Source organism: Achromobacter sp. KK8, from assembly GCF_054188005.1.
The window spans coordinates 2,998,790-3,023,039 of sequence record NZ_CM135178.1 but is presented as its reverse complement, the minus strand read 5'-3'; the positions used below and the strand labels follow the sequence as shown (position 1 = coordinate 3,023,039).

24 protein-coding genes are annotated in these 24,250 nt (G+C 67.6%); 10 read left to right on the top strand and 14 right to left on the bottom strand.

Annotated features, from left to right (window positions below; all coding sequences use genetic code 11):
- Positions 1-78: 78 nt before the first annotated feature.
- Complete coding sequence (locus tag ACVN9Z_RS13985; protein WP_458213476.1) at positions 79-1,296, bottom strand: ABC transporter substrate-binding protein; 1,218 nt, start codon at positions 1,294-1,296, stop codon at positions 79-81.
- 171 nt (positions 1,297-1,467) lie between these two features.
- On the opposite strand from ACVN9Z_RS13985, the gene ACVN9Z_RS13980 reads away from it, so the two are divergent.
- Positions 1,468-2,388 carry a LysR family transcriptional regulator gene (locus tag ACVN9Z_RS13980; protein ID WP_006389312.1) on the top strand — a complete coding sequence of 307 codons (921 nt, stop codon included), beginning with the start codon at positions 1,468-1,470 and terminating at the stop codon, positions 2,386-2,388.
- Positions 2,389-2,488: 100 nt separating this feature from the next.
- Here ACVN9Z_RS13980 and lptF read toward each other — a convergent pair whose 3' ends face one another.
- Positions 2,489-3,589 (bottom strand): LPS export ABC transporter permease LptF, encoded by a 1,101-nt coding sequence (gene lptF, locus ACVN9Z_RS13975; RefSeq protein WP_053499405.1) that lies wholly within the window; start codon positions 3,587-3,589, stop codon positions 2,489-2,491.
- Between the two features lie 55 nt (positions 3,590-3,644).
- Between lptF and ACVN9Z_RS13970 the strand changes: the two genes are divergently transcribed.
- The 9 genes from ACVN9Z_RS13970 to ACVN9Z_RS13930 all read left to right on the top strand — a co-directional run bounded on the left by ACVN9Z_RS13970 (position 3,645) and on the right by ACVN9Z_RS13930 (position 12,454).
- Positions 3,645-5,150 carry a leucyl aminopeptidase gene (locus ACVN9Z_RS13970; protein ID WP_020924680.1) on the top strand — a complete coding sequence of 502 codons (1,506 nt, stop codon included), beginning with the start codon at positions 3,645-3,647 and terminating at the stop codon, positions 5,148-5,150.
- Positions 5,151-5,172: 22 nt separating this feature from the next.
- Positions 5,173-5,634 carry a DNA polymerase III subunit chi gene (locus ACVN9Z_RS13965; RefSeq protein ID WP_006389309.1) on the top strand — a complete coding sequence of 154 codons (462 nt, stop codon included), beginning with the start codon at positions 5,173-5,175 and terminating at the stop codon, positions 5,632-5,634.
- A gap of 60 nt (positions 5,635-5,694) precedes the next feature.
- On the top strand, positions 5,695-6,141 hold the full coding sequence (locus ACVN9Z_RS13960) for a hypothetical protein (RefSeq protein WP_458213475.1): 447 nt from the start codon (positions 5,695-5,697) through the stop codon (positions 6,139-6,141).
- A 163-nt stretch (positions 6,142-6,304) separates the two neighbouring features.
- Positions 6,305-7,015, top strand: coding sequence for a Bax inhibitor-1/YccA family protein (locus tag ACVN9Z_RS13955; protein ID WP_006389307.1), 711 nt, complete (start codon positions 6,305-6,307; stop codon positions 7,013-7,015).
- 66 nt (positions 7,016-7,081) lie between these two features.
- The gene (locus ACVN9Z_RS13950; RefSeq protein ID WP_024068112.1) at positions 7,082-7,999 is read left to right on the top strand and encodes an aldo/keto reductase; all 918 of its coding nucleotides are present in this window, start codon (positions 7,082-7,084) and stop codon (positions 7,997-7,999) included.
- A gap of 4 nt (positions 8,000-8,003) precedes the next feature.
- Positions 8,004-9,290 carry an NTP/NDP exchange transporter gene (locus ACVN9Z_RS13945; RefSeq protein WP_006389305.1) on the top strand — a complete coding sequence of 429 codons (1,287 nt, stop codon included), beginning with the start codon at positions 8,004-8,006 and terminating at the stop codon, positions 9,288-9,290.
- Positions 9,291-9,381: 91 nt separating this feature from the next.
- Complete coding sequence (locus ACVN9Z_RS13940) at positions 9,382-10,344, top strand: Bug family tripartite tricarboxylate transporter substrate binding protein (protein ID WP_006389304.1); 963 nt, start codon at positions 9,382-9,384, stop codon at positions 10,342-10,344.
- A gap of 31 nt (positions 10,345-10,375) precedes the next feature.
- Positions 10,376-11,353 carry a M14 family metallopeptidase gene (locus ACVN9Z_RS13935; protein ID WP_238874143.1) on the top strand — a complete coding sequence of 326 codons (978 nt, stop codon included), beginning with the start codon at positions 10,376-10,378 and terminating at the stop codon, positions 11,351-11,353.
- Positions 11,354-11,356: 3 nt separating this feature from the next.
- Positions 11,357-12,454 (top strand): pyridoxal-phosphate dependent enzyme, encoded by a 1,098-nt coding sequence (locus ACVN9Z_RS13930; protein WP_070781266.1) that lies wholly within the window; start codon positions 11,357-11,359, stop codon positions 12,452-12,454.
- Between the two features lie 71 nt (positions 12,455-12,525).
- Here ACVN9Z_RS13930 and ACVN9Z_RS13925 read toward each other — a convergent pair whose 3' ends face one another.
- The 12 genes from ACVN9Z_RS13925 to fabF all read right to left on the bottom strand — a co-directional run bounded on the left by ACVN9Z_RS13925 (position 12,526) and on the right by fabF (position 24,069).
- A complete protein-coding gene (locus tag ACVN9Z_RS13925) occupies positions 12,526-13,443 on the bottom strand; it encodes a LysR substrate-binding domain-containing protein (protein WP_020924688.1) in 918 nt (305 codons plus the stop codon).
- A 19-nt stretch (positions 13,444-13,462) separates the two neighbouring features.
- Entirely contained in the window at positions 13,463-14,050 is a 588-nt protein-coding gene (gene recO / locus ACVN9Z_RS13920) for a DNA repair protein RecO (RefSeq protein WP_026382568.1), read from the bottom strand.
- On the bottom strand, positions 14,043-14,933 hold the full coding sequence (era, locus tag ACVN9Z_RS13915) for a GTPase Era (protein WP_006389299.1): 891 nt from the start codon (positions 14,931-14,933) through the stop codon (positions 14,043-14,045). The genes recO and era overlap by 8 nt, the downstream gene beginning before the upstream one ends.
- Complete coding sequence (rnc, locus tag ACVN9Z_RS13910) at positions 14,930-15,691, bottom strand: ribonuclease III (protein ID WP_006389298.1); 762 nt, start codon at positions 15,689-15,691, stop codon at positions 14,930-14,932. The genes era and rnc overlap by 4 nt, the downstream gene beginning before the upstream one ends.
- A gap of 2 nt (positions 15,692-15,693) precedes the next feature.
- A complete protein-coding gene (gene lepB, locus ACVN9Z_RS13905; protein WP_006389297.1) occupies positions 15,694-16,578 on the bottom strand; it encodes a signal peptidase I in 885 nt (294 codons plus the stop codon).
- Positions 16,579-16,600: 22 nt separating this feature from the next.
- A complete protein-coding gene (gene lepA / locus ACVN9Z_RS13900; RefSeq protein ID WP_006389296.1) occupies positions 16,601-18,394 on the bottom strand; it encodes a translation elongation factor 4 in 1,794 nt (597 codons plus the stop codon).
- Positions 18,395-18,618: 224 nt separating this feature from the next.
- Positions 18,619-20,040 (bottom strand): DegQ family serine endoprotease, encoded by a 1,422-nt coding sequence (locus ACVN9Z_RS13895; protein ID WP_370445592.1) that lies wholly within the window; start codon positions 20,038-20,040, stop codon positions 18,619-18,621.
- Positions 20,041-20,149: 109 nt separating this feature from the next.
- Positions 20,150-21,226 carry a MucB/RseB C-terminal domain-containing protein gene (locus ACVN9Z_RS13890; RefSeq protein ID WP_006389294.1) on the bottom strand — a complete coding sequence of 359 codons (1,077 nt, stop codon included), beginning with the start codon at positions 21,224-21,226 and terminating at the stop codon, positions 20,150-20,152.
- On the bottom strand, positions 21,226-21,735 hold the full coding sequence (locus ACVN9Z_RS13885; RefSeq protein ID WP_006389293.1) for a sigma-E factor negative regulatory protein: 510 nt from the start codon (positions 21,733-21,735) through the stop codon (positions 21,226-21,228). Before ACVN9Z_RS13885 ends, ACVN9Z_RS13890 begins: the two co-directional genes overlap by 1 nt.
- Positions 21,736-21,747: 12 nt before the next feature.
- On the bottom strand, positions 21,748-22,347 hold the full coding sequence (gene rpoE, locus ACVN9Z_RS13880; protein WP_006389292.1) for an RNA polymerase sigma factor RpoE: 600 nt from the start codon (positions 22,345-22,347) through the stop codon (positions 21,748-21,750).
- Positions 22,344-22,838 carry a hypothetical protein gene (locus tag ACVN9Z_RS13875; RefSeq protein ID WP_006389291.1) on the bottom strand — a complete coding sequence of 165 codons (495 nt, stop codon included), beginning with the start codon at positions 22,836-22,838 and terminating at the stop codon, positions 22,344-22,346. The genes rpoE and ACVN9Z_RS13875 overlap by 4 nt, the downstream gene beginning before the upstream one ends.
- A 1-nt stretch (position 22,839) precedes the next feature.
- Complete coding sequence (fabF, locus tag ACVN9Z_RS13870; protein WP_020924694.1) at positions 22,840-24,069, bottom strand: beta-ketoacyl-ACP synthase II; 1,230 nt, start codon at positions 24,067-24,069, stop codon at positions 22,840-22,842.
- Positions 24,070-24,250: the final 181 nt, after the last annotated feature.

Below are 24,250 nucleotides of genomic sequence, written 5' to 3'. Positions count from 1 at the left end.
GCATAGTCGATGCGGATGGAATCCGCGTTCTTGGATCTCGCGCGGGCGCCGCCGGGTCTGCCGGCGGCGCGCCGCGCCTTACTTCTGCACCAGCGGGCAGGCCGAATCGGCCAGCGGCTGGAAGGCCTCGGCCGCCGGGATGGTGGCCACCAGCTTGGAATAATCCCAACCGCCCTTGGATTCGGACGGCTTTTTCACCTCATACAGGTACATGTCGTGGATCACGCGGCCGTCGGGCCGGATCGAAGCATTGCGCATGATCGGATCCTTGATCGGCAGCTCGCGCATCTTGTCGGCCACCACCTTGCCGTCGGTGCTGCCCGAGGCCGCCACCGAACGCAGGTAGTGCAGCGCGCTGGAATACACGCCGGCCTGCGTCATGGTCGGCTTCAGGCCGCGGAAGGCCTTCTCGAAGCGCGTCGACCACTGGCGCGTGGCGTCGTCGTAATCCCAGTAGAAGCCGTCCACGTACGACAGCCCCTGGGCGCTTTCCAGCCCCAGCGCGCGCAGGTCGGACAGGAAGATCAGCAGCGACACCAGGCGCTGGCCCCCGGCCACGATGCCGAATTCGCGCGCCTGCTTGACCGCGTTGACGGTGTCCTGGCCGCCGTTGGCCAGCGCCACCACCTGCGCCTTGGAGCTTTGCGCCTGCAGCAGGTACGAAGCGAAGTCCGGCGCGTTCAACGGATGCCGCACGCTGCCGGCGACGGTACCGCCCAGCGCCTTGACGGCCTTGGCGGTATCGGCCTCCAGCGAATGGCCGAAGGCGTAGTCGACGGTGATGAAGTACCAGGACTTGCCGCCCGCCCTGACCGTGGCCTTGGCGCCGCCGGCGGACTGCGAATAGGTGTCGAACATCCAGTGGAACCCGACCGGCGAGCATTCCTTGTTGGTCAGCGCCGTGGTGGCCGGGCCGGAGAACATCACGACCTTGTTCTTTTCGCGCGCGATGCCCTGCACCGCCAGCGCCACGGCCGAGTTGGTCAGGTCGGCGATGGCGGTGACGCCGTCGCGGTCGAACCACTCGCGCGCCTTGGCCGCGCCCACGTCGGCCTTGTTCTGGTTGTCGGCCGACACCAGTTCGATCTTCATGCCCTTGCATTCCGCGGCCAGGCAATCGTCGATGGCCAACTGCGCCGCCGCCACCGAACCCGGCCCGCCCATGCCGGCGTAGGTGCCCGACATGTCGGTCAGGATGCCGATCTTCACGGGCGGTTTATCCGCCGCGTACGCCTGACTCAACAGGGCAGCGCCCAGACACAAGCCTGCGGCCAGCCCGCGTGCGTGCAATTCCATGGATTTGTCTCCTGAGTTTTATGCGTTATGGCGCCGTCTTTGCGGCCTGCGGCTCCTGGCGGTTGTCCCCCAGGGCTGCCGACCCAGTGTAGATGTGTGAAAATCAACAAGCAACACCAGAAATGCACATTCCTTGTGCATCAATGCACAAGCCTGTCAGGAGCGAAAAACGTGCTGGATTGGGACAGTCTGCGGTATTTCCTGGAGGTCGCCCGTACCCAGCGCGTCAGCGCCGCGGCGCGCAGGCTCGGGGTCGAGCACACCACGGTATCGCGCCGCATCCGCGCGCTGGAAACCGAACTGGACACGCTGCTGTTCGAGAAGTCGCGCAGCGCCGGCTTCGTGCTGACCGAGGATGGCCAGCGCCTGTTCGTGCACGCCGAGCAGATGGAAAGCACGGTGCACAGCGCCCGCGAAACCCTGTCGGGGATCGGGCAGGCGCTGTCCGGCCACCTGCGCATCGGCGCCACCGAGGGCTTCGGCAGCTACGTACTGACGCCGCTCGCCGCCGACTTCCAGCGGCGCTATCCGCACATCACGCTGGACATCCTGCCGGTGCCGCGCTTTGTCAGCCTGTCCAAGCGCGAGGCCGACCTGGCGATCACCATCGAGCGCCCCCAGCGCGGCCCGTACGTCTGCAGCAAGCTGTGCGATTACACCTTGCGCCTGTACGGCACGCCCGAGTACCTGGCCCGTCATCCACCGATCCGGGGCCGCGCCGACCTGGCCGGGCACAGCTTCATCGGCTACGTCGACGAACTGCTGTTCAGCGAACGCCTGCGCTACCTGGAAGACCTGCTGCCCGCCAGCCGCGTAGTGTTGCGCAGCACCAGCGTGGTGGCGCAATACCACGCGGCGCTGCAGGGCCAGTCGCTGGCCATCCTGCCCTGCTTCATCGCGGCGCAGGATCCGCGGCTCAAGCCGGTGCTGGAAAAGGAAGTGGAGATCACGCGATCGTTCTGGATGTACTGCCACGAGGACCTGCGCAAGCTCAAGCGCGTGACGGTGCTGTGGGAATTCATCCGCAAGTCGGTGCTACGGAACGCCGACCTGCTGGCCGGCAAGCGCGGCACCATGAAATACCTGCCCTGAGCAGGCCTGGCAATCCGGGACCGGGGCAGCCGCGCCTCAAGCGCGGCGGCCACCCTCGGCCGGCCGCCATGATTGCGTGGCGGGGCCGCGCTTTCCGCCCCTAGCTGTTCTTGGGCGCCTTGACCCGCAGGCGGCGCATCAGCAGGAATGCCGTGAACATGGCCACGACGACGTGGATCGCCACCGTGCCCACGCCGAAGCTGAGCTTGCCGTTCGAAATCCAGGCGCGCGACAGGTTGATCAGGTTCATGTAGAGCAGGCCCACCAGGCCGGCGATGAGCAGGTCGCCGGAACGGCCCAGGCGCGGATTCACCGCCCCCAGCGGGATCGCCAGCAACGCCAGGTTGAGCGCGGCCAGCGGCAGCGAAATGCGCCACATCACCTGCGACCAGCTGCTGCTGGTGTTGTCGGCCATCAGCTGCGGCGTGGTGCGGGCCTTGGACGAGCGTTCGGCGGCCGCGCGGGCCTCGGCGACCGGGTCATCGCCGCCCTTGCTCTCCAGGCGCAGGCCGTATTTCTCGAAGTGCACCAGGCGGATCTCGGGCGTGCCCGGCTTGAGGTCATAGCGGTGCCCTTCACCCAGCACCAGGAAGCGGTCGCCATTGGGCAGGGTTTCGCTATGGGCACTGCTGGCGGTCAGGACGCTCAGCCATTCGGGGCCGGTTTCGCGCGCGAACACATTGCCCAGTTCGTCGGTAGGCTTGGCCGGGTCCTCGGCGAAGAACACGCGACTGCCGCCAGCCGACTCCGCGAACTGGCCCGCGGTCACCTTGGACAGGTCGGAGCGTTGCTCGAAGCGTTCATGGTATTCGCCGATCTGGCGATAAGCCCACGGCGCGGCCACCAGCGTCAGGCCCGCGACCGCGATGGCCACGGGAACGGCGACGCGCAGCACCGGCTTGAGCCAGTCTGCCAGCGACAGGCCGCTGGCGAACCACACCACCATCTCGGATTCCCGATAGTTGCGCGTGACCGTGGTGAGCACCGCGATGAAGACCGACACCGCCAGGATGGTCGGCAAGGCCGTGATGGTGGACAGCGCGGCCAGCACGAGCACGACGTCCGCCCCGATGTTGCCGCCCGCCGCCTCACCGAGCAGGCGCACCAGCAGCACGCTGAGCCATACGATGAGCAACGTGGAAAAGACAACGCCAGCGTGACTGGTGATCTCGCTGACGACAGAGCGTTTGAATAGAGACATGGGAGAATATGCGGGATAATCGACCGCATCATACAGACGCACACGGGAAACCCTCATGGAATTTAGCACACAGACCACCGCTTCCCTGCACCAGATCAAAACCGCCGCGCTGGCGGTCGGGATCTACGCCGACGGCGTGTTGAGCCCCGCCGCCGACCTGATCGACCGCGCCTCCAACGGCGCCGTGCGCGCCGTCGCCAAGAGCGAGTTCCGCGGCCGTGCCGGCTCGACCCTGGTGCTGCGTTCCCTGCCGGGCGTGTCGGCCCAGCGCGTGGTCCTGGTCGGCCTGGGCAAGCAGGACGAATACTCGGCCCGCGCCCACGCCTCCGCCGAACAGGCCTTCGCCGCCGCCTGCGTCGCCGCGCAACTGACCGAAGGCGTGTCGACCCTGGCCGCCAACCCCATCGCCGACGTGGCCCTCATCGCCCGCGCCCGCAGCGCGGCCATCGCCGCCGGCAGCGCCACCTATCACTACGACGCCAGCTTCGGCAAGCCCGACCGCGACGCCCGTCCCAAGCTCAAGAAGATCGTGCAGATCGTCGAGCGCGCCGACGCCAGCCAGGCGCAGAAGGGCCTGCGCGAAGGCGCCGCCATCGCCAACGGCATGGAACTGACCCGCACCCTGGGCAACCTGCCGGGCAATATCTGCACCCCCACCTACCTGGGCGACACCGCCAAGCGCCTGGCGCGCGAATTCAAGTCGCTCAAGGTCGAGGTCATGGACCGCAAGCAGGTCGAGGCCCTGGGCATGGGCTCGTTCCTGTCGGTGGCGCGCGGCTCCGAGGAAGCGCTGCGCTTCATCGTCCTGCGCCACGCCGGCAAGCCCGCCAAGAAGGGCGCCAAGGCGTCCGACGGCCCCATCGTGCTGGTCGGCAAGGGCATCACCTTCGACGCCGGCGGCATCTCGCTCAAGCCCGCCGCCACCATGGACGAAATGAAGTACGACATGTGCGGCGCCGCCAGCGTGCTCGGCTCGTTCCGCGCGCTGGCCGAACTGGAACTGCCGCTGGACGTGATCGGCCTGATCCCGGCCTGCGAAAACCTGCCCAGCGGCAAGGCCAACAAGCCGGGCGACGTGGTCACCAGCATGGCCGGCCTGACCATCGAGATCCTCAATACCGACGCCGAGGGCCGCCTGGTGCTGTGCGATGCGCTGACCTACGCCGAGCGCTTCAAGCCGTCCACCGTCATCGACATCGCCACCCTGACCGGCGCCTGCGTCGTGGCCCTGGGCCATGTCAACACCGGCCTGTTCACCAAGGACGACGCGCTGGCCGAGGCCCTGTCCGCCGCCGGCCGCCAGTCCCTTGACACCGCCTGGCGCATGCCGATGGACGACGCCTACCAGGATCAACTCAAGTCCAACTTCGCCGACCTGGCCAACATCGGCGGCCCCCCGGCCGGCGCGGTCACGGCCGCCTGCTTCCTGTCGCGCTTCACCAAGTCGTACCGCTGGGCCCACCTGGACATCGCCGGCACCGCCTGGAAGAGCGGCAAGGACAAGGGCGCCACGGGCCGTCCCGTGCCGCTGCTGATGCAGTTCCTGCTGGACCAGGCTTGAACCGCCACGCACGGAAACCGGCATGACGCGCATCGATTTCGCCTTCGGCGCGCCCGACCGCCTGCGCATGGCCTGCCAGGTGGTGCGCAAGCGCTACCTGGCGGGTCAGCGGCTGGTGGTGTACTGTAAGGAAGGCTCGCGCCTGGCGGCCTTCGATCGCATGCTCTGGGCCTTCGACGACACCTCGTTCGTGCCGCACGTCCTGGCCAACGATCCGCTGGCGGCCGAAACGCCCGTCGTCCTGACCGCCGGAGATCCCTGGCAGGCGGCCCAGGCCGCCGTCGCGGACGGCCAGCCCCAGCCCTGGCTGCTCAATCTCGACGATGCCTGCCCCCCGGGCTTCGACGCCTTCGAGCGCCTGCTCGAAATCGTCTCCGACGATCCCGACGACAAGCAGGCCGCGCGCCAGCGCTGGCGCGCCTACCAGGGCGCCGGCCATACGCCGCAGAGCCACGACCTGAGCCAGCGCCAGTCGGGCGCCTGAGCGCCCTTTACGCCCCTCGCGCCGCCCCGGGCGGCGCCATCTCGATCCTCGGGAGCCCCCATGCCCCACCACCCTTCCGATCCCGGCATCCCCACCCTGACCCAGCGGGCCGAACCGACGCTGTCGCCATCCGCGCCGCCGGTCGGCGCGGCGCGCGGCGCCACCGATGCGTACCCCGATGACGCCTTTCCCCTGCTGACGGAAGTGGCCGACGCGGATGTCCCCGTGCTGACGGATCCGGCCGGCGGCGACGATTTCCCGCTGCTCACCAACCCCGTCGACGACCACGGCGTGCCGCTACTCACGGACGCCCCGGATGACGGCGCCGGCACGGCCATGCCGTCCGACACGCCCCCGCCCGCGATCCTGGCCGCCCGCCTGCAGGCGGAAGTCGAGCAGGCCATGCGCGCCGCCCTGGCCGACGCCATCACCCGGATCCAGGCGCACATGGACGAAGAACTGCCCCGCATCGTCGCCCGGGTGCTGCGGGACGTCAGGCCAGGTTGAAACCGGCGCAAGCGTCCCCATAATGGGGTCATACCGCAGGATCATGCGGGTCCGCCCGATGCGTTAATTCCTTCGAAAACTGGATTCTTCAGGGAACTGTAAGGTATCCTTGGCATCTAAGCCTTCTAGGCAAATCAATTTCTGCCGTACACAGGAGTCCTCCATGAACGAATATCGTCCGTCCCCCTTCAACCGTTCCGGCGCTCTCGCCGGCGCGCCGGGCGAGGTCGTGCGCAACAAAGTGCTGCGCAACACCTATTGGCTCCTGGCGCTCTCGCTGATCCCGACCGTGCTGGGCGCGGCCGTCGGCCTGTACACCGGCATCAACCGGGTCATGGGCGCCAGCCCGGGCCTGTCCGCCATCGTGTTCCTGGTGGGCGCCTTCGGCATGATGTTCGCCATCGAGAAGAACAAGAACAACTCGCTGGGCGTGGTGCTGCTGCTCGCCTTCACATTCTTCATGGGCGTGATGCTGTCGCGCCTGCTCGGTTTCGTGATGGGCTTCAGCAACGGCTCGCAGCTGGTCATGACGGCCTTCGGCGGCACCGCGATCGTGTTCGGCACGATGGCCACGCTGGCCACCACCATCAAGCGCGACTTGTCCGGCCTGCAGAAATTCCTGTTCATCGGCGCCGTCGTGATCCTGGTGGCGGCCCTGGCCAACATCTTCCTGCAGTTGCCCGCGCTGATGCTGACCATCTCGGTGCTGGCCATCGTGATCTTCTCGGCGTTCATGCTGGTCGACCTGCAGCGCGTCGTGAACGGCGGTGAAACCAACTACGTGTCCGCCACGCTGGCCATCTACCTGGACGTCTACAACGTCTTCTCGAACCTGCTGATGCTGCTGGGCATCTTCGGCGGCAACCGCGAATAAGCGCGCCGCGCTACAGTCGCAAGGGCCTGCATGCAACATGCAGGCCCTTTTTCATTGGAGCGAGCCATGCCCGACCGCCGCCGATTCCTGCAAGCCGCCGCCTGCGCTTCCCTGCTGGCCCAGCCGTGGGCGGCACGGGCGCTGACCACGCGACAGCCGATGCTGGCCCGCCCCATCTGGTCGACCGGCGAGATGCTGCCTGTGGTCGGACTCGGCACGGCCGACACCTTCAACGTATCGCCGTCGGATGCGGCCGCGATGGCCCCGCTGGCCCAGGTGGTGGACGCGCTGCTGGACGGGCGCGGTTCGCTGATCGACACCGCCCCCAGCTATGGCCTGGCAGAGACCGTCACCGGCGCGCTGCTGGCGCGCGAGCCGGACCGGCGTCCGCAGGTATTCCTGGCCACCAAGATCAGCGTCCAGGGCCACGATGCGGCCAGGCGCCAGATCGAACAGTCGCGGCGCGCGCTGCGCACCGACAAGCTCGACCTGATCCAGGTGCACAACCTCATCGACACCCGCAACCAACTGGCGTTGTTGCGCGACCTGAAGCGGCAAGGCCTGACGCGCTACATCGGCATCACCCACTACACCGACCACGCCCACGACGAACTCACCGAACTGGTCGAACGCGAGAAGCCCGACTTCCTGCAGATCAACCTGTCGGTCGGCGCCCGCAACGCCGAAAAGCGCCTGCTGCCGGCCTGCCAGGCCAATGGCGTCGCGGTGCTCATCAACCGGCCCTTCCAGGACGGCGCGCTGTTCCGCCAGGTCAAGGGCCGGCCGCTGCCAGAGCTGGCCGCCGAAATCGGCTGCACCTCGTGGGCCCAGTTGTTCCTGAAATTCATCATCGGCCACCCGGCCGTCACCGCAGTCATCCCCGCCACCTCCAAGCCGGCCAACATGGCGGACAACGCGCGGGCCGGTTTCGGGCCGCAACCGGACGCGGCGCTGCGCGAACGCATCGCCGCCCTGCTGGGCTGAAGCCATGCGCGCCGCCGGATCCTGGCGCCAGCGGGCGGCGCAAGCGCTGGGGATTCAACCCGACGAACTGCCTGCGGGCGCCTGCGGCTTCGCGTTTTTCTTTTGCCTGTTCTGCGGCTATTTCATGCTGCGCCCCATCCGCGAGACGCTGGGCATCCAGGCCGGCGTCGACCAGTTGCAGTGGCTCTTCACCGCCACCTTCCTTGCCATGCTGGCGGTGGTGCCGTTGTTCGGCTGGCTGTCGGCCCGGGTGGCGCGCGCCACGCTGGTGACGTGGGCCTACGCCGCCTTCGCCGTCACCATGGCCGGCTACGCTGCACTGTTCCACTGGCGGCCGGACAGCGTCTGGGCCGCGCGCAGCTTCTACGTCTGGCTGTCGGTCTTCAACCTGTTCGTGGTCTCGCTTGGCTGGAGCCTGATGGCCGACGTGTTCCGCATGGACTCGGCCAAGCGCCTGTTCGCCTTCATCGCCGCTGGCGCCAGCGCCGGCGGGCTGTGCGGCCCCTTGCTCGGCGGCCTGTTGGCCGGCGCGCTGGGTCCGGCGGGCCTGTTGCTGCTGTCGGCCCTGCTGCTGACGGCCACGCTGCCGCTCAAGCGTTGGCTGCTGCGCTGGCGCGCCGCCGTTCGCCCCGAGGCCGACACCGCCGAACTGGCGACGCCGATTGCGGGCGCGACGCTGGCCGGCCTGGCTCGGGTGTTCCAATCGCCCTTCCTGCTGGGCGTCGCCGTGCTGGTGCTGCTGCTGGCCACCCTCAACACCTTTCTCTACATGGAACAGGCGCGGCTGGTGGCCGGCGCCTTCACCGACACGGCGCAGCGCATCCGGGTCTTCGCCGCGCTGGACTTCACGGTCCAGGCGCTGTCGCTGTTGTCGCAACTGTTCCTCACCAGCCGCCTCGCCGCCCGGCTAGGGGTGCGCTTCCTGATGGCGGCGGTGCCGCTGGCCATGGCGCTGGCCTTCCTGGTACTGGCGATCCATCCGGTGTTCGCCGTGCTGGCGGGCGCGATGATCCTGCGTCGCGTGGGGGAATACGCCCTGGTCAAGCCGGGGCGCGAGATGCTGTTCACCGCGGTGCCGCCCGAAGACAAGTACAAGACCAAGAACGTCATTGACACCGTCGTCTACCGCGCCGGCGACGCGGCCAGCGGCTGGGTCAAGGCCGGCATCGACGCGCTCGGCCATGGCGTGGCGCTGATCGCCTTGCTGGGTGCGCTGTGCGCGCTGGCGGCCGCGGCGCTCGGCTATGGATTGGGCCGCCAGGCGGACCGGCGGGCGCCAGACAGTCATTAGATTTCTCCAAACATCCATCTGAGCAAGGCGAACGGATTTCCCTCGCGGCCGCCGCACAATAGCGCAGCCCATCCACGTTACGGGAATCGCCATGACACGCATTGCCAGCCTTGCCGCCCTGTTGCTCAGCCTGACCGCCGCGCCCGCGCTGGCCGATTACCCCGAACGTCCGATCACCTTGATCGTGCCCGCCGCCGCCGGCGGCAATGCCGACATCACCGCGCGCCTCATCGGCCAGGAGATGGCGCGCGTGCTGGGCCAGGCCGTGGTGGTGGAAAACCGCGTCGGCGCCGGGGGCCGCATCGGCACGCAGGCGCTGGTGCGCGCCCCGGCCGATGGATACACCATCGGCTACGCCCACGTCGGCACGCTGGTGTTGCATCGCTACCTCTTCAAGCAACAGCTGTACGACCTGGACCGCGATATCGCGCCGGTCGGATTGGTGGCAGAAACCCCCAACGTCATCGTCGTCAACGCAGCCTCGCCGTACCGCGATCTCAAGAGCTTCATCGACGCCAGCCGCGCCCAGCCCGACCGGCTGACCATGACCTCGGCCGACCCCGGCACCACCAGCGAGGTCGGCGTCAAGCTGTTCATCGCGCAGACGGGCGCCGCCGTGCGCCAGATTCCGTACAAGGCCACCGCCGCCCAGTTGGCCGACCTGCTGGGCGGCCACGTGGACTCGATGATGGAGAACCTGCCCCCCCTCATCGGCAACCTGAAGGATGGCCGCCTGCGCGCCCTGGCCGTAACCACCAAGCGCCGCGCCGCCTCCAATCCGGACGTGCCGACCGTGGCCGAGCAGGGCTACCCGGACTACGAGCAATCGGCCTGGAGCGCGCTGGTGGCGCCGGCCGGCACCCCGCCCGCCGTCATCGCGCGGTTGAACGCCGCCATGAACACGGCGCTGCATTCGGAAGCCGTCGCCCGCGAACTGCGCAGCCGCTCGCAGGAACCGCTGGGCGGCACGCCCGCCGACGTCAAGACCCAGATTCAAAAGGAACTGCCCAAATGGGAAAACATCATCAAGGCAGCCGGCACCACGCTGGACTGATGACGGCCCGCCCCCACGCCGGAGACGCGCCATGGCCAAGGTAAGCCGAGAGGATTTCACCTGCGCCGCGGCCACCAATGCCTCGGCCTACCGGCGCATCACGGTGCCGGTGCTGAAGATCGAGGCCGGGCCCGGCCCCGCCGTGGCGCTGATGGCCGGTGTGCATGGCGACGAATGGGAAGGCCAGGCAGCCATCCTGCAACTGTGGCAACTGCTGCCCGGCGTCCTGCAGCGTGGCACGGTCTATCTGCTGCCCGCCGCCAACGCCGAGGCGTCGCTCGCCGGCACCCGCCTGTCGCCCTCGGATGACGGCAACCTCAATCGCGCCTTCCTGGGCGCCCCCGCGCGCGGCTATACCGAAAGCGTGGCCGCCGCGCTGGAAGCACGGCTGCTGCCGCGCATCCAGGCGCTGGTGGACGTGCACAGCGGCGGCGCCTCGCTGCGTTACCTGCCGTCGTCGGTGATCACCCGCTACGGCAACGATGCGCTCGATGAGCGCCTGCCGGCGCTGGCACGCGCCTTCGGCCTGCCGCATTGCGTGTTCTTTCGCGGCACCGAGAGCGGCTCCCTGCCGGCCGCCGCCAGTCGCCTGGGCGTACTGCGGCTGAGCGCGGAGATCGGCGGCGGCCGCGAAACCACCCGCGCACTGGTCGAACGCTGCCGCGACGGCCTGCTCGGCTGCCTGGCCGAACTCGGCCTGCTGGCCGGCGCTTCCTCGCGCCAGGCCAGCCCCACACTGCACAACCTGGAGCCCCCCGCCGCCACCCTGCGTGCGCGCGAGAGTGGCGTCTTCATCCCCGCGGTCGACCTGGGCCAGACCGTGACGGCGGGCCAGACCATCGGCCAGTTGATCGAACCGGCGCGGCCCGACCTGCCCGCGCGCAACCTGGCCAGCCCGCAGGCCGGCACCGTCGTCTGCCTGCGCGCCATCGCCCGCAGCGACGACGGCGACTGCCTGCTGCAGGTGGCCCCCGCCCTTTCCCTGGACTCCCTAGCCTCGTTGTACTGACCCATGCAGATGAATCCCCGCTTGTCCGGCCTGCGCTGCCTGCGCTGCGAAGCCCTGCTGCCTCCCGCCGACTACCCAGAAGGCTGCCCCCACTGCCTTGAAGCCGGCCATCCCGCGTCGCTGGAATGCCGCTACGATGCGGCGCCCGGCGATGCCATGGACCTGCCGGTCTGGTCTCCGGCCACCCTTGGCGAGGGCGCCACGCCCTGCCTGGAGGCCGGGTCCCTGGCGCAGGCCGAAGGCGTCGGGCGGTTGTGGCTCAAGTGCGAAAGCGCCAATCCTACCGGCAGCCACAAGGACCGCATGGCGGCCCAGCTGGTGTCGCGCGCGCGCCTGGCCGGCGCCACACGCGTGGCGGCGGCCTCCAGCGGCAATGCCGGCGTGTCGCTGGCGGCCTACTGTGCCGCAGCCGGGCTGCAGGCCGACATTGCCATCACCCGCAATTGCCCGCCCCTGCAACGGGAGGCCATGCAGCGCTTCGGCGCCCGCCTCACGGCCTTCGACGACAGCCTGGCGCGCTGGCCGCACGTGGCGGACCTGTGCCGCAACCAAGGCGCCTTCGCCGGCACCAATTACCTGAATCCGCCGGTGGGCACGCATCCGTACGGGGTCGAGGGCTACAAACCCATTGCCCAGGAAATCCTCGATGCCTGCGGCCTGCCCACCGATATCGTGGTGCCGACCGCGCGCGGCGACCTGCTGTGGGGCATCCTGCTGGGTTGGCAGCACCTGCTGCACGCCGGCCGCATCCCGCGGCTGCCGCGGCTGCACGCGGTCGAGCCCTATGCCCGCCTGTCGCGGGCGCGCAGCACCGGCGACGCGCGCGGCCTGTGGGAAGGCGCGACCGACCAGTACTCGATCGCCGGCGGCACCGTCACGCTGCAATCGCTGGAAGCGCTGAAGCGCTCGGGCGGCTCGCCGGTCGAAGTCTCCGACGCCGCCGCCGCCCAGGCGCAGCAGCGGTTGGAACGCATGGGGGTGGCCACCGAACTGTCGTCGGCGGCGGCGCTGGCGGCGGTCACGCGCTTGCGGCGCGCCGGCCAACTGGACGCCGAATCGTCGGTGGTGCTGATCCTGACGTCCGACGGCCGCCGCGGCTGACCGCCAAGGCCGGCGCGAGGACCCGTCGCGCCGGATCGGCCGCCTCCCGGGCCTGCGATCGACCTTCGGCCTCAGCCGCGCTTGAGGCCGTAGCGTTCCACCAAAGGCGCCAGGGCCGCGCGCAGGCAGGTCGCCCAGAACTTGCCGGCTTCCGACAATGGCCGGCTGCCATGCACGATCATGTGGCATTCGAAATGCACCGGCGCCGCCAGCGGCCGGTGGCACAGCCCCGCGGCCTCCAGGCCCACGGCCGTGGCGGGGTTGGCGATGCCGACGCCGTGTCCCGCCAGCGCCAGGTGGCACACGGTGCTCGAATACGGCGTCTCGATCGCGATCTTCAGCCCCAGGCCGGCCTGCAGCAACAGCGCGTCCAGGCGCTGGCGCGAGGCGTCCTCCGCATTGAGCGCAATCACATCGGCTTCGGCCAGTTGGGCCAGGCCGACCTGCTGCAGACGCGCCAGGGGATGCCCATCGGGAAATACCGCCACCGCCCGCAGGCTTGCCAGGCGATGGCCGCGCAGGCCTTCGAGTTCGGACTCATCGGCGACCGCGGCCAGGTCCAGCTCGCCCGATACCACCATGTCGCGCAAGGTATTCGAATCGCGGATCTGCAGGTACAGCGGCGTATCGGGATAGCGCTGGCGAAAACGCGTGATCGCGTCGCTGACGATCGCGCCGCTGTAGGCATGGATACAGCCGATGCGCAGGCGCGGCTGGGCCGCGCCGCGGATGGCGCGGATCTTGCGGCCCAGGGTTTCCAGGCCCACGTTCAGGCGGCGGATTTCCTCGTACAGCAGCGTGGCCTCGGGGGTGCGCTGCATGCGCTGGCGCACGCGTTCGAACAGGCGCAGTTCAATCGCGGCTTCGAGCGCGGCCAGGGTGGCGCTGACGGTGGCCGGCGACACATCCAGGCGCCGGGCCGCGGCGGTGACGCTCTCCGTTTCGTAGACGGTGCGGAAAGTCTCGACCTGTTTGAGCGTGAAGGTCATGGCCGGGCGCGCCGCGGGTTCAGATGCGTTGCAGATCCATCAGCACCCGGCGCGTGGCCAGGGGCCGGCCCGCCAGGTTCTCGGCCAGCCGCTCGCGCAGATCGCGGCGCAGCGCCGGCTCGATGACGGGGTCGTCGAAGTCGGGCTCGGCCTCGTCCACGCCATAGCCGGTTTCGCGCAGCAGCGTCCATTCGAAGCGGCGCAAGGCGCCGGCCGCGCGCGTGCCGCCCGACAACTGCTGCAAGGCCATGTCGTAGGCGTCGAACAGCAGGGGATGGGCGTCTTCGCGCGGCAACAGCCGCAGCAACAGTTCATTCATGTACCAAGCCGACATCAGGGCAGTGCCGTTCAGGGCGCGCACGCCCATGATCTCGGCGCGGGTCAGGGTCTTGACCTCGCCGTTGCCGGTCCAGGACAGCAGCAGCGGCTGGAACGCCGACAACACCGGACGCAGCACGGAATACGGGCGCTTGGCGCCCTTGGCGACCATGGCCACACAGCCGTGGTCGCGCGAGAAAGTCTGAACGATGAGGGACGTCTCGCGCCACGCCGTGGCGTGGAGCATGTATCCCGGGCGGTCCTGGACGCGAGGCGCCCGTCTACTCATAGCCCAGGTCGCGCAGCGCACTCTCGCGGTCGGACCAGCCCTTGCGCACCTTGATGTAGATCTCCAGGTGCACCGGCTTGTCCAGCAGCTTGGCGATGTCCTGCCGCGCCTCGGAGGCGATGCGTTTCATGTGCATGCCGCCGGTGCCCAGCAGGATGGGCTTGTGGCTGTCGCGCTCCACCACGACGCAGGCGGCGATGCGCGCGCCCTTGTCGGTCTCTTCCCATTGCTCGATCACGACCGTACAGCCGTAGGGCAGTTCGTCGCCGACCAGGCGGAAGATCTTCTCGCGCACCAGTTCGGCCGCGATGAAGCGCATCGGCCGGTCGGTCAGGGTGTCTTCCTCGAACATCGGCTCGCCTTCCGGCAGGCGCGCGGCGATTTCCTGCAGCAGCTGGTCGAGCTGCTGGTTCTTGGTGGCGCTGACCGGCACCACGGCGCCGAACGGATGCAGCGCCATGATTTTCGAGACGAAGGCGAACAGCTCGTCGCGGTTCTTGAGCGCGTCGATCTTGCTGACGGCCAGGATGGTGCGCTCCGGCGCCGGCAGCAACGGCAGCAGCTTGGCGTCGCCCTCCGACCACTTGCCAGCCTCGACCACGTGCACCACCACGTCGACGTCGGCCAGCGCCTGCGTCACAACGCGGTTCATCATGCGGTTCATGGCGCCGCCATGACGCGTCTGGAAGCCCGGCGTATCGACGAACACGAATTGCTCGTGGTCGCGCGTCAGCACCCCGTGGATGCGGTGGCGCGTGGTCTGCGCCTTGCGCGACACGATGGAAATCTTGGAACCGATCAACGCGTTCGTCAGCGTGGACTTGCCCACGTTGGGGCGGCCCACGATGGCCACGAAACCGGTACGGAAAGGGGTATCGCTCATTTAGTCTCTTGGGACACTGCCACGGGCAGCGACAACTGCGCGGTCTTGCGCGCCTTGCCCGACTTGCGGGCGGCCTTGGACGCCGGGCTGATGGCCTGCGCCGCCTCCAGCGCCAGCTTGGCGGCCGACTGCTCGGCCGCGCGGCGGCTGGCGCCGGGCGCGTTCACCTTGATCTCGAGCGCCGGAATGGCGCATTCGACCTCGAACTGCTGGCTGTGGGCCGCGCCATGCGTGGCCACCACGGTGTACACGGGCAAGGCCAGCTTGCGGCCTTGCAGGAATTCCTGCAGCAAGGTCTTGGCGTCCTTGCCCAGGGTCTTGGGATCGACCGAGGCCAGCACCGGCTGGTACTGGCGCACGATCACGCGGCGGGCGGCATCGAAACCGGCGTCCAGGAACACGGCGCCGAACAGGGCCTCGACCGTGTCGGCCAGGATCGACGGACGACGGAAACCGCCGCTCTTCAATTCACCCTCGCCCAGGCGCAGGTATTGGGACAGTTCCAGGCGCTGGGCGATATCCGCCAACGAGGCCTGCTTGACCAGATTGGCGCGCAGGCGCGACAGGTCGCCCTCGTCGATTTTCGAATAACGCTCGAACAGCATCGCCGCGACGACGAAGTTGAGCACGGAATCCCCGAGGAACTCCAGGCGCTCGTTGTGGCGCGCACCGTGGCTGCGGTGGGTCAGCGCCTGTTCAAGCAGTGCTGGGTCACCGAAGTGGTGATCCAGCCGGTTTTCTAGCGTGGCTAGCGACATAATCAGTTGAACCGGCCGATGCGGCTGAGATCGCTGAAATTCATCCAGATGAAGAACGCCTTTCCGACGATATTGGATTCCGGCACGAAACCCCAGTATCGGCTGTCGGCGCTGTTGTCCCGATTATCGCCCATGGCGAAGTATTGCCCCTCCGGTACTTTGCAGCGTACCCCATCGCGGGAATATTGGCAGTTCCCGAGGTTGGGAAATTGGTATTGCGGGCGATATTCCTGCGGCCTGCCTTCATCAAGCAGGATATTGTGGCTAACTTCGCCTAATTTTTCTTTATATTGTGCGATATAAGAGACACGGTCGGGTTCGAAATAATCGCCATCCCGCACATGCGTCACCAATTGGCCGTTCACGTACAGCTTTTTGTCGATGTACGCCACTTCGTCGCCTGGCAGGCCCACCACGCGCTTGATGTAGTCGACGTCCGGGTCCACCGGGTAGCGGAACACGAACACGTCGCCGCGCTGCGGCTTGCCGATATCGACCACCTTCTTGTCGATGACCGGAAGGCGCAGGCCGTAGCTGAACTTGTTCACCAGGATCAGATCGCCGGATTGCAGCGTCGGCAGCATCGAACCCGACGGAATGCGGAACGGTTCCACCACGAACGATCGCAGCACGAACACGAACAGGATCACGGGGAAGAAGCTGACCGCGTATTCGATCCACCACGGCACGCGACGGGCCTTGTCGCCGGCCTCGCGCCGCAGGCGCTCGGCTTCTTGCGAATCGCCGATCAGCGCCGCGTCGTACTGCGCCATCGCCTCTTGCGCCCGGCGCTCGCGGCCGCGCCGCAATACGGCCAGATCGAGCGCCCAGATAATGCCGGTCAGCACCAGCAGAACAAACAGGATCAGGGCAAAGTTCCAACTCATCAGCTAACCGCCTTCTCGGGTTCTATTTGTCTTCCACCTGCAGGATGGCCAGGAAGGCCTCTTGCGGAATTTCCACGGTACCGACCTGCTTCATGCGCTTCTTGCCCGCCTTCTGCTTTTCCAACAGCTTCTTCTTGCGCGAGATGTCGCCGCCGTAGCACTTGGCCAGCACGTTCTTGCGCAGCGCCTTGACGTTCTCGCGGGCGATGATTTCGGCGCCGATGGCGGCCTGAATCACCACGTCGAACATCTGCCGCGGAATCAGGCCGCGCATGCGCGTCACCACGTCGCGCGCGCGGTGGCGGGCGTTGCTGCGGTGGACGATCACGGCCAGCGCGTCGACGCGGTCGTTGTTGATCAGCAGGTCCACCCGCACCACGTCGGCCGAGCGGTATTCGAGGAACTCATAGTCCATCGAGGCATAGCCGCGCGACACCGACTTGAGCTTGTCGAAGAAGTCCAGCACGATCTCGGCCAGCGGGATCTCGTACACCAGGTGCACCTGGCGGCCGTGATAGCTCATGTTGATCTGCACGCCGCGCTTGTTGTTGCACAGCGTCATCACGGGACCGACGTAGTCCTGCGGCATGAACAGCGTGACCTTCACGATCGGCTCGCGGATATCGGCGATCTTGCCGATTTCCGGCATGCGCGACGGGCTTTCGACGGTGATCACCGAACCATCGCGCTGCTCGACCTCGTACACCACCGACGGCGCGGTGGTGATGATGTCCATGTCGAACTCGCGCTCCAGGCGCTCCTGCACGATCTCCATGTGCAGCAGGCCGAGGAAGCCGCAGCGAAAGCCAAAGCCCAACGCCTGCGACACTTCGGGCTCGAACATCAGCGCGGCGTCGTTCAGCTTGAGCTTCTCGAGCGAATCGCGCAGCTGGTCGTATTCGGAGCTTTCGACCGGGTAGAGGCCGGCGAACACCTGCGGCTTGACTTCCTTGAAGCCGGGCAGCGGCGCGGCCGCAGGCTTGCTCGCGAGCGTCACGGTGTCGCCCACCTTGGCGTCCTCGAGTTGCTTGATGCCGGCGATGATGAAGCCCACCTCGCCTGCCGACAGGTGCGGACGCTGCTGCGACTTGGGCGTGAACACCCCGGTCTGCTCGCACAGGTGGGTGGCGCCGGAAGCCATCAGCAGGATCTTGTCCTTGGGCTTGAGCATGCCGTTGACGATGCGCACCAGCATCACCACGCCCACGTAGTTGTCGAACCACGAATCGATGATCAGCGCCTGCAGCGGCGCCTCGGGATCGCCCTGGGGAGCCGGCACGCGCGCCACGATGGCCTCGAGGATCTCGTCGATGCCCATGCCGGTCTTGGCGCTGGCCAGCACCGCCTGCGAGGCGTCAATGCCGATGACGTCCTCGACCTCCTGGCGCGCGCCGTCCGGATCGGCCTGCGGCAGGTCCATCTTGTTCAGCACCGGCAGCACTTCCACGCCCAGCTCGATGGCGGTGTAGCAGTTGGCCACGGTCTGCGCTTCGACGCCCTGCGAGGCGTCAACCACCAGCAGCGCGCCCTCGCAGGCGGAGAGCGAGCGGCTGACTTCGTACGAGAAGTCGACGTGCCCCGGGGTGTCGATCAGGTTCAGGTTGTAGATCTTGCCGTCCTGCGCCTTGTAGTGCAGGGCGGCCGTCTGGGCCTTGATGGTAATGCCGCGCTCACGCTCGATCTCCATGGAGTCGAGCACCTGGGCCGACATTTCGCGATCCGCCAATCCGCCGCAGCGCTGGATCAGGCGATCGGCCAGGGTCGATTTGCCGTGATCGATGTGGGCAATGATGGAGAAGTTGCGAATATGCTGCATGCTTGAGTTTAAAAGGGACGGAACATTCGGCAAACTGCCGGAAGACGCCGCCACCAGGGTAGGCACGGCTGACAGGGTTGCGGCTGGCGCGTCAAGGGCGGATGCCCGCGGTCGCGCCGCCCGGCCGCCCTGCCCGCCCGCGATCGACGGCGGCACGGGCAAAAACGAGGGGGCGCCAGGCGCCCCCTCTTGCGGCAACCAGCCATTTTAGCCGGTCTTGGGCCTTATTTGCTTGCGGGCACCGCCACCCACTGGGTCTGCTCGCCGCGGCGTACCAGCAGACCGACCGCGCGGCCCTTGTCCAGCTTGCCGACCAGCTCCGCGAACTGTTTGGCGCCGGTGACGTCGGTGTCGTTCAGAGCCAACACAATATCGCCTTCCTGCAGCCCGGCCTTGGCGGCCGCGCCTTCGGCGACCTTGACCTGCACGCCGCCCTTGATACGCAGCTTCTTCTGCACGTCGGCGGGCACGTCCACCACGCCAAGACCCAGCGCATTGGTGACTTCCGGCGCGGGCGTCGCGCCCTTCTTGCCCGGCACTGCCTTGTCCACGGGAATCTCGCCCACCTTGACCGACAGGGTCATCTTCTTGCCCTTGCGCCACACTTCCATGTCGGCGCGCGTGCCCGGCTTGGTTTCACCGACGATGCGGGGCAGATCGGTCCAGCGCTTGATCGGTTCCTTGTTGAAGGTCAGGATCACGTCGCCCGGCTGCACGCCGGCCTGTTCGGCCGGACCATCGACCTCGACACTGCTCACCAGGGCGCCTTCGGCCTTGGGCAGCCCGATGGCCTCGGCCACGTCCTTGCCCACTTCGCCGATCTGGACGCCCACGCGGCCGCGCGTGACCTTGCCGGTGGCGCGCAGCTGGTCCACCACCCGCATCGCCTCGTCGATCGGGATGGCCAGCGAAATACCCATGAAGCCGCCGCTGCGCGAGATGATCTGGGAGTTGATGCCCACCACCTCGCCCGCCAGGTTGATCAGCGGACCGCCCGAATTGCCCGGGTTGACCGCCACGTCCGTCTGGATGAACGGCAGGTATTCGCCCGTATCGCGGCCGATGGCGCTGACGATACCCGACGTGACGGTGGAATCCAGGCCGAACGGCGAGCCGATCGCCAGCACCCACTGGCCCTTCTTGAGCTTCTTGGGATCGCCGATCACCAGCGGCGTCATGTCCTTGGCTTCGATCTTGATCAGCGCCACGTCGGTGCGCTCGTCGGTGCCGATGACCTTGGCCTTGAACTCGCGGCCGTCGGTGAGGGTGACGTAGATGTCGGTTGCGTCGCTGACCACGTGGTTGTTGGTCATGATGTAGCCGTCATCCGAGATGAAGAAACCCGAGCCCACGCCACGCGGCACGGTACGCTCCTCGGGTTGCTGCGGCTGCGGACGCTGGCGCGGACCGGGCGCCTGGCCCGGCGGCTGGAAATCGGGGCCGAAGAACCAGCGGAACAGCTCGGCGGGATCATTGCCGCCCGGGCCCACTCCGCGGATCGGCACCGTCGCCGTGGTGCGGATGTTCACGACCGCCGGATCGGCCTTCTCGATGATGCTGGTGAAGTCAGGCAGCGCCACCGTCGGAGTCGGCGTGTCGGCCGCCGGGGCCTGCGCCAGGGAGACGGGCGCGAACGCGGCCGACATCAGGAGCCCCGCCGTCGCGGCCGCCAGGAAGCGGCGCAGACCGGGGTTCGACACCATCAATGCTTTCATATGTTGCTCCGAAATCACTTCTTGCCGCGGCGGCCGCGCTTCACTTGGAATCGGCCGCCGGAGCGTTCGTCACGGGTACGTATTCGGTCGCTTCCGCCAATTGTTCCAGCGTCGCCACGGGCACTTCGCCCACGGCCGTCAGCCAGTAGTCGGCGATGCGCGTGCCATACACGGTAATGGAACCGCGCTGCGCCGCGCCAGGCGGAGGATGATGGCCGCGCTGGCTGTCGTAAGGCTCGATGAACACCGAAATGGCCGCCAGTCCATCCGACAGCACCATCTGGTTGACCGTCGCGCCGCGCCCCATCGAGCGCGCCACCTGCATGACCACCACAAAGCCCTTGGGCGCCGGGATGCGCCAACCCTGGGCGCTCAGGTCCACGGACTTCATCGAAGGCTCGAGCACGCGCCAGTCGCGCGTGTTCCAGCGCGACGACAGCGATTGCGGGTCGACGTCGGCTCCCAGGCGCAGGGACGTGAACGACACCTGCTCGACCACGCCGCGGGCGGCATTGAGGGTCTGGGCCTTCAGCAGCAGATTGGTTTCGACATCGGCACAGAGGCGATAGCCATAGCGCAACTTGTCCAGCGGTTCGATAGTGATCAACCGGCATTCGCGCCCGGCGACGCGGTGCAGCGCCGACTCGGTGCGGATCTTGTAGTGTTCGGTCAGGTTGGCGGGATCGCCCAGCAGCAGCCCAGGGAAGCGATCGCCGCGGCGGCGTTCGAGCAACACCGTTTTGCGCTCGGGAATCAGGCACTGCACGTCTTCGTTGTGGCGCAGGTATTCGCGCGGCTGGCCATCGAGGATCTCGAGGCGCTCGCGCTCGCCGGTGCCGTCGACGACGTGCACCAGGCGCGACGACTGGATCGTCTCGCCCTGCTGATACATGAATACGCCGGCGTAGTCCTGCTTGCGCGCAGCCTGCTGGATGCGCGAGAGCAATTGGACCACGTCATCGCCCTGCTGGGCGGGAGCGGCGTCGGCGGCGCGCGCGGGGTCATGCGCGGCCAGAAAAGCGGTCAGAAGCGTAGCGGCGAACCAGCCGGCGCGGTGGGCCTGCCACGAGGCAGCCCTTCCCAGCACCGGCCAACGGGTCGGAAGCACAAGGGCCATCAGCGCCCCGCTCCGACATCGAACGACACCTGGCGCACCGCGCTGGGGCCGGCCATCTGGCGATGGGCCTCCAGGTAGTCGCTCAGGCCCGAAGTGTCGGTGGAGCTGCCCAGGCTGGCGTCGGCCAGCACGCGGGTTTCAGCGCCCGGATTGCCGCCCGCCAGGTAGGGCTGGGCCACCCAGGCCACCGTGGCGACCGCGGCCGCCACCGCCAGGCCGGACAGGCCCAGGCGCAGCGGCGAGCGGCGCCGCGGCGCGGCCACGATCGGCAGCTCGGCATCCAGCGCGCGCGACAGGCGGGCATGGAAACTGGCGCTGGGCGTCAGCGCCAGATCACTGTTGCGCAGGGCATCACCAATGAGGTGATAGGTATCCCAGGTCTGCCGCCCCTCGCGGGTCAACAGGCCGGGAAGAATATCGTCGGTTTCTTCTCCGTCCATCCAGGCGGAAACGGATTCCTCCCAGGAGGACTCCGAGGAAACGACGGACTTGGCTGCTGTAGTCTGCATGACTGCCACTCCTTACCAGCGACGCTCGGCATCGGTGCCTAGCAATGGGCGCAACTTGGTCGCGATGGCCTCTCGCGCACGGAAAATGCGGGAGCGCACCGTACCAATGGGGCAGTCCATGCTCTGGGCGATGTCTTCGTAACTCATACCTTCGATTTCACGCAGGACGATTGCGGTGCGCAGTTCCTCGGGCAATTCCTCGATGGCCGCGTTCACCGTCTCGGCGATCTCGCGGCTGGCAACCATCGACTCCGGCGTGCTTATATCGGTTAGGTTGTCGGTTTCGTTAAAAGTTTCACCGTCTTCCGTTTCTATCGCGTTGGGCGCGCTCGGCCGCCGCCCCTGCGAGGCGAGCCAATTTCGGGCCGTATTGATGGCGATACGATACAACCAGGTATAGAACGCGCTCTCGCCCCGGAACTGGGGCAGGGCCCGATAGGCCTTGATGAACGCTTCCTGGGCCACGTCCTCGATCTCGGCCGGATCGCGGATCATGCGAGCCAGCAGGCGCAGGATCTTGCGCTGGTATTTGAGCACCAGCAGATCGAACGCTTTCTTGTCGCCGCGCTGGACACGGGCGACAAGCTCGGCGTCGACTTCGCGCTCGCTCATGGAGCCTCCCGCAAGCGCACCGCCGCAGGCTCGCGCCGCGCCGCGCCAGCCAATAGGCACAGGCGCCGCCAGCCGTCGGCCGGCAAGGCCGTCTGCCAGACGGTAAAAGTTACTTGTTGGTCGTTAAAGGCCATACTCCCGGAGGGCAAGGGCTGCAGGGTGAGAGTGAGCCATGCCGGTCCGCGTCGCTGATCCACCAGCGACGCTTCCCGCCAGCCGCCCGGCAGGCGTACCTGCCAGCGGCCAGCCCCGGCTGCCGTGCGCAAAGCCGATACCGGGGACGGGCTGAAACGGATCGAGTGTAACAGCCCCGCCGCCAACAGCAATGCGGCCAGTGCGGCGCCGGCCAGCCAGGCCGTGCCGTGCCAGAAAGCCGCGGTCACGATGCTGGCCACCGCGGCGGCCAGCCCCAGGACTGGCAACGCCGCGACGCCGCGCGGCCGCAGGACAGGCACGCCAAACGTCCAGCGCCCCTTGCCCGGGCCTTCCAAATCAGATCCGGCGAACGGCCATGGAGCCGTTGGTGCCGCCGAAGCCGAAGGAGTTGGACAGGCCGACATCGATCTTCATCTGCCGCGCCTCGTTGGCGCAGTAGTCCAGGTCGCATTCCGGATCCTGGTTGAAGATGTTGATGGTCGGAGGCGAGACCTGGTTGTAGACGGCCAGCGTCGTGAACACGGCCTCGATGCCGCCGGCGGCGCCGAGCAGGTGGCCGGTCATGGACTTGGTCGAGTTCACCACCAGCTTCTTGGCGTGGTCGCCGAAAGCCAGCTTCAGCGCATCGGTTTCGTTCTTGTCGCCCAGGGGCGTCGAGGTGCCGTGCGCGTTGACGTACTGGACGTCTTCCAGGTTCAGGCCGCCGTTGCGCAGCGCGTTGAGCACGCCGCGGCGCGGGCCGTCCTTGTCGGGAGCCGTGATGTGATGCGCATCGGAGCTCATGCCGTAGCCCGCGAACTCGCCATAGATGCGCGCGCCACGCTTCTTGGCGTGTTCGTATTCTTCCAGCACCAGCACGCCCGCGCCCTCGCCCAGCACGAAGCCGTCGCGGTCGCGGTCCCAGGGACGCGAGGCCGTCTGAGGATCATCGTTGCGCGTCGACAGCGCGCGCATCGCGGCGAAACCGCCGATGCCCAGCGGCGACACGGTCGATTCGGCGCCACCAGCCACCATGACGTCGGCATCGCCGTACTCGATCAGGCGGGCCGCGTCGCCGATGCAGTGCAGGCCCGTGGTGCAGGCCGATACGACGGCGTAGCTGGGGCCCTTCATGCCGTAGGCGATGGACAGATGGCCGGAGATCAGGTTGATCAGCGAACCCGGCACGAAGAACGGCGAGATGCGGCGCGGACCCTTGGCCATGTATTCGACCTGGGTTTCCTCGATGCGCGGCAGGCCGCCGATGCCCGAGCCGACGATCACGCCGATGCGTTCGGCGTTGGCTTCGGTGACTTCCAGGCCGCTGTCGCGCCAGGCCTGCATCCCGGCAGCCAGGCCGTAATGGATGAAGGTATCCATCTGGCGGGCTTCCTTGGCCGAGATATAGGCGCTGATGTCGAAGTCCTTGACTTCGCCGGCGATGTGGGTGGTGATGGCCGAGGGATCGAAACGGGTGATGCGGCTGATGCCAGAACGTCCGTTGACGATATTGTCCCAAGCGGTGGTCAGGTCGTTGCCGACAGGCGACACGATACCAAGGCCAGTGATGACGACTCGTCGCTTCACGGATGACTCCTCAAACAGACAAAAGAAAGGCGGTTTTCGGGATGCACTGCGCGTGCGGCACACGCAACAGCGGGTCGGGCGTCAATGCCCTTCCCGCGCGTGGACCACACGGCAAATTCCTGAAACCGCCCCGGTTCCCGGTTGGCGCCGAAATCGAATTCGGGGCAACCGGAAGGATATA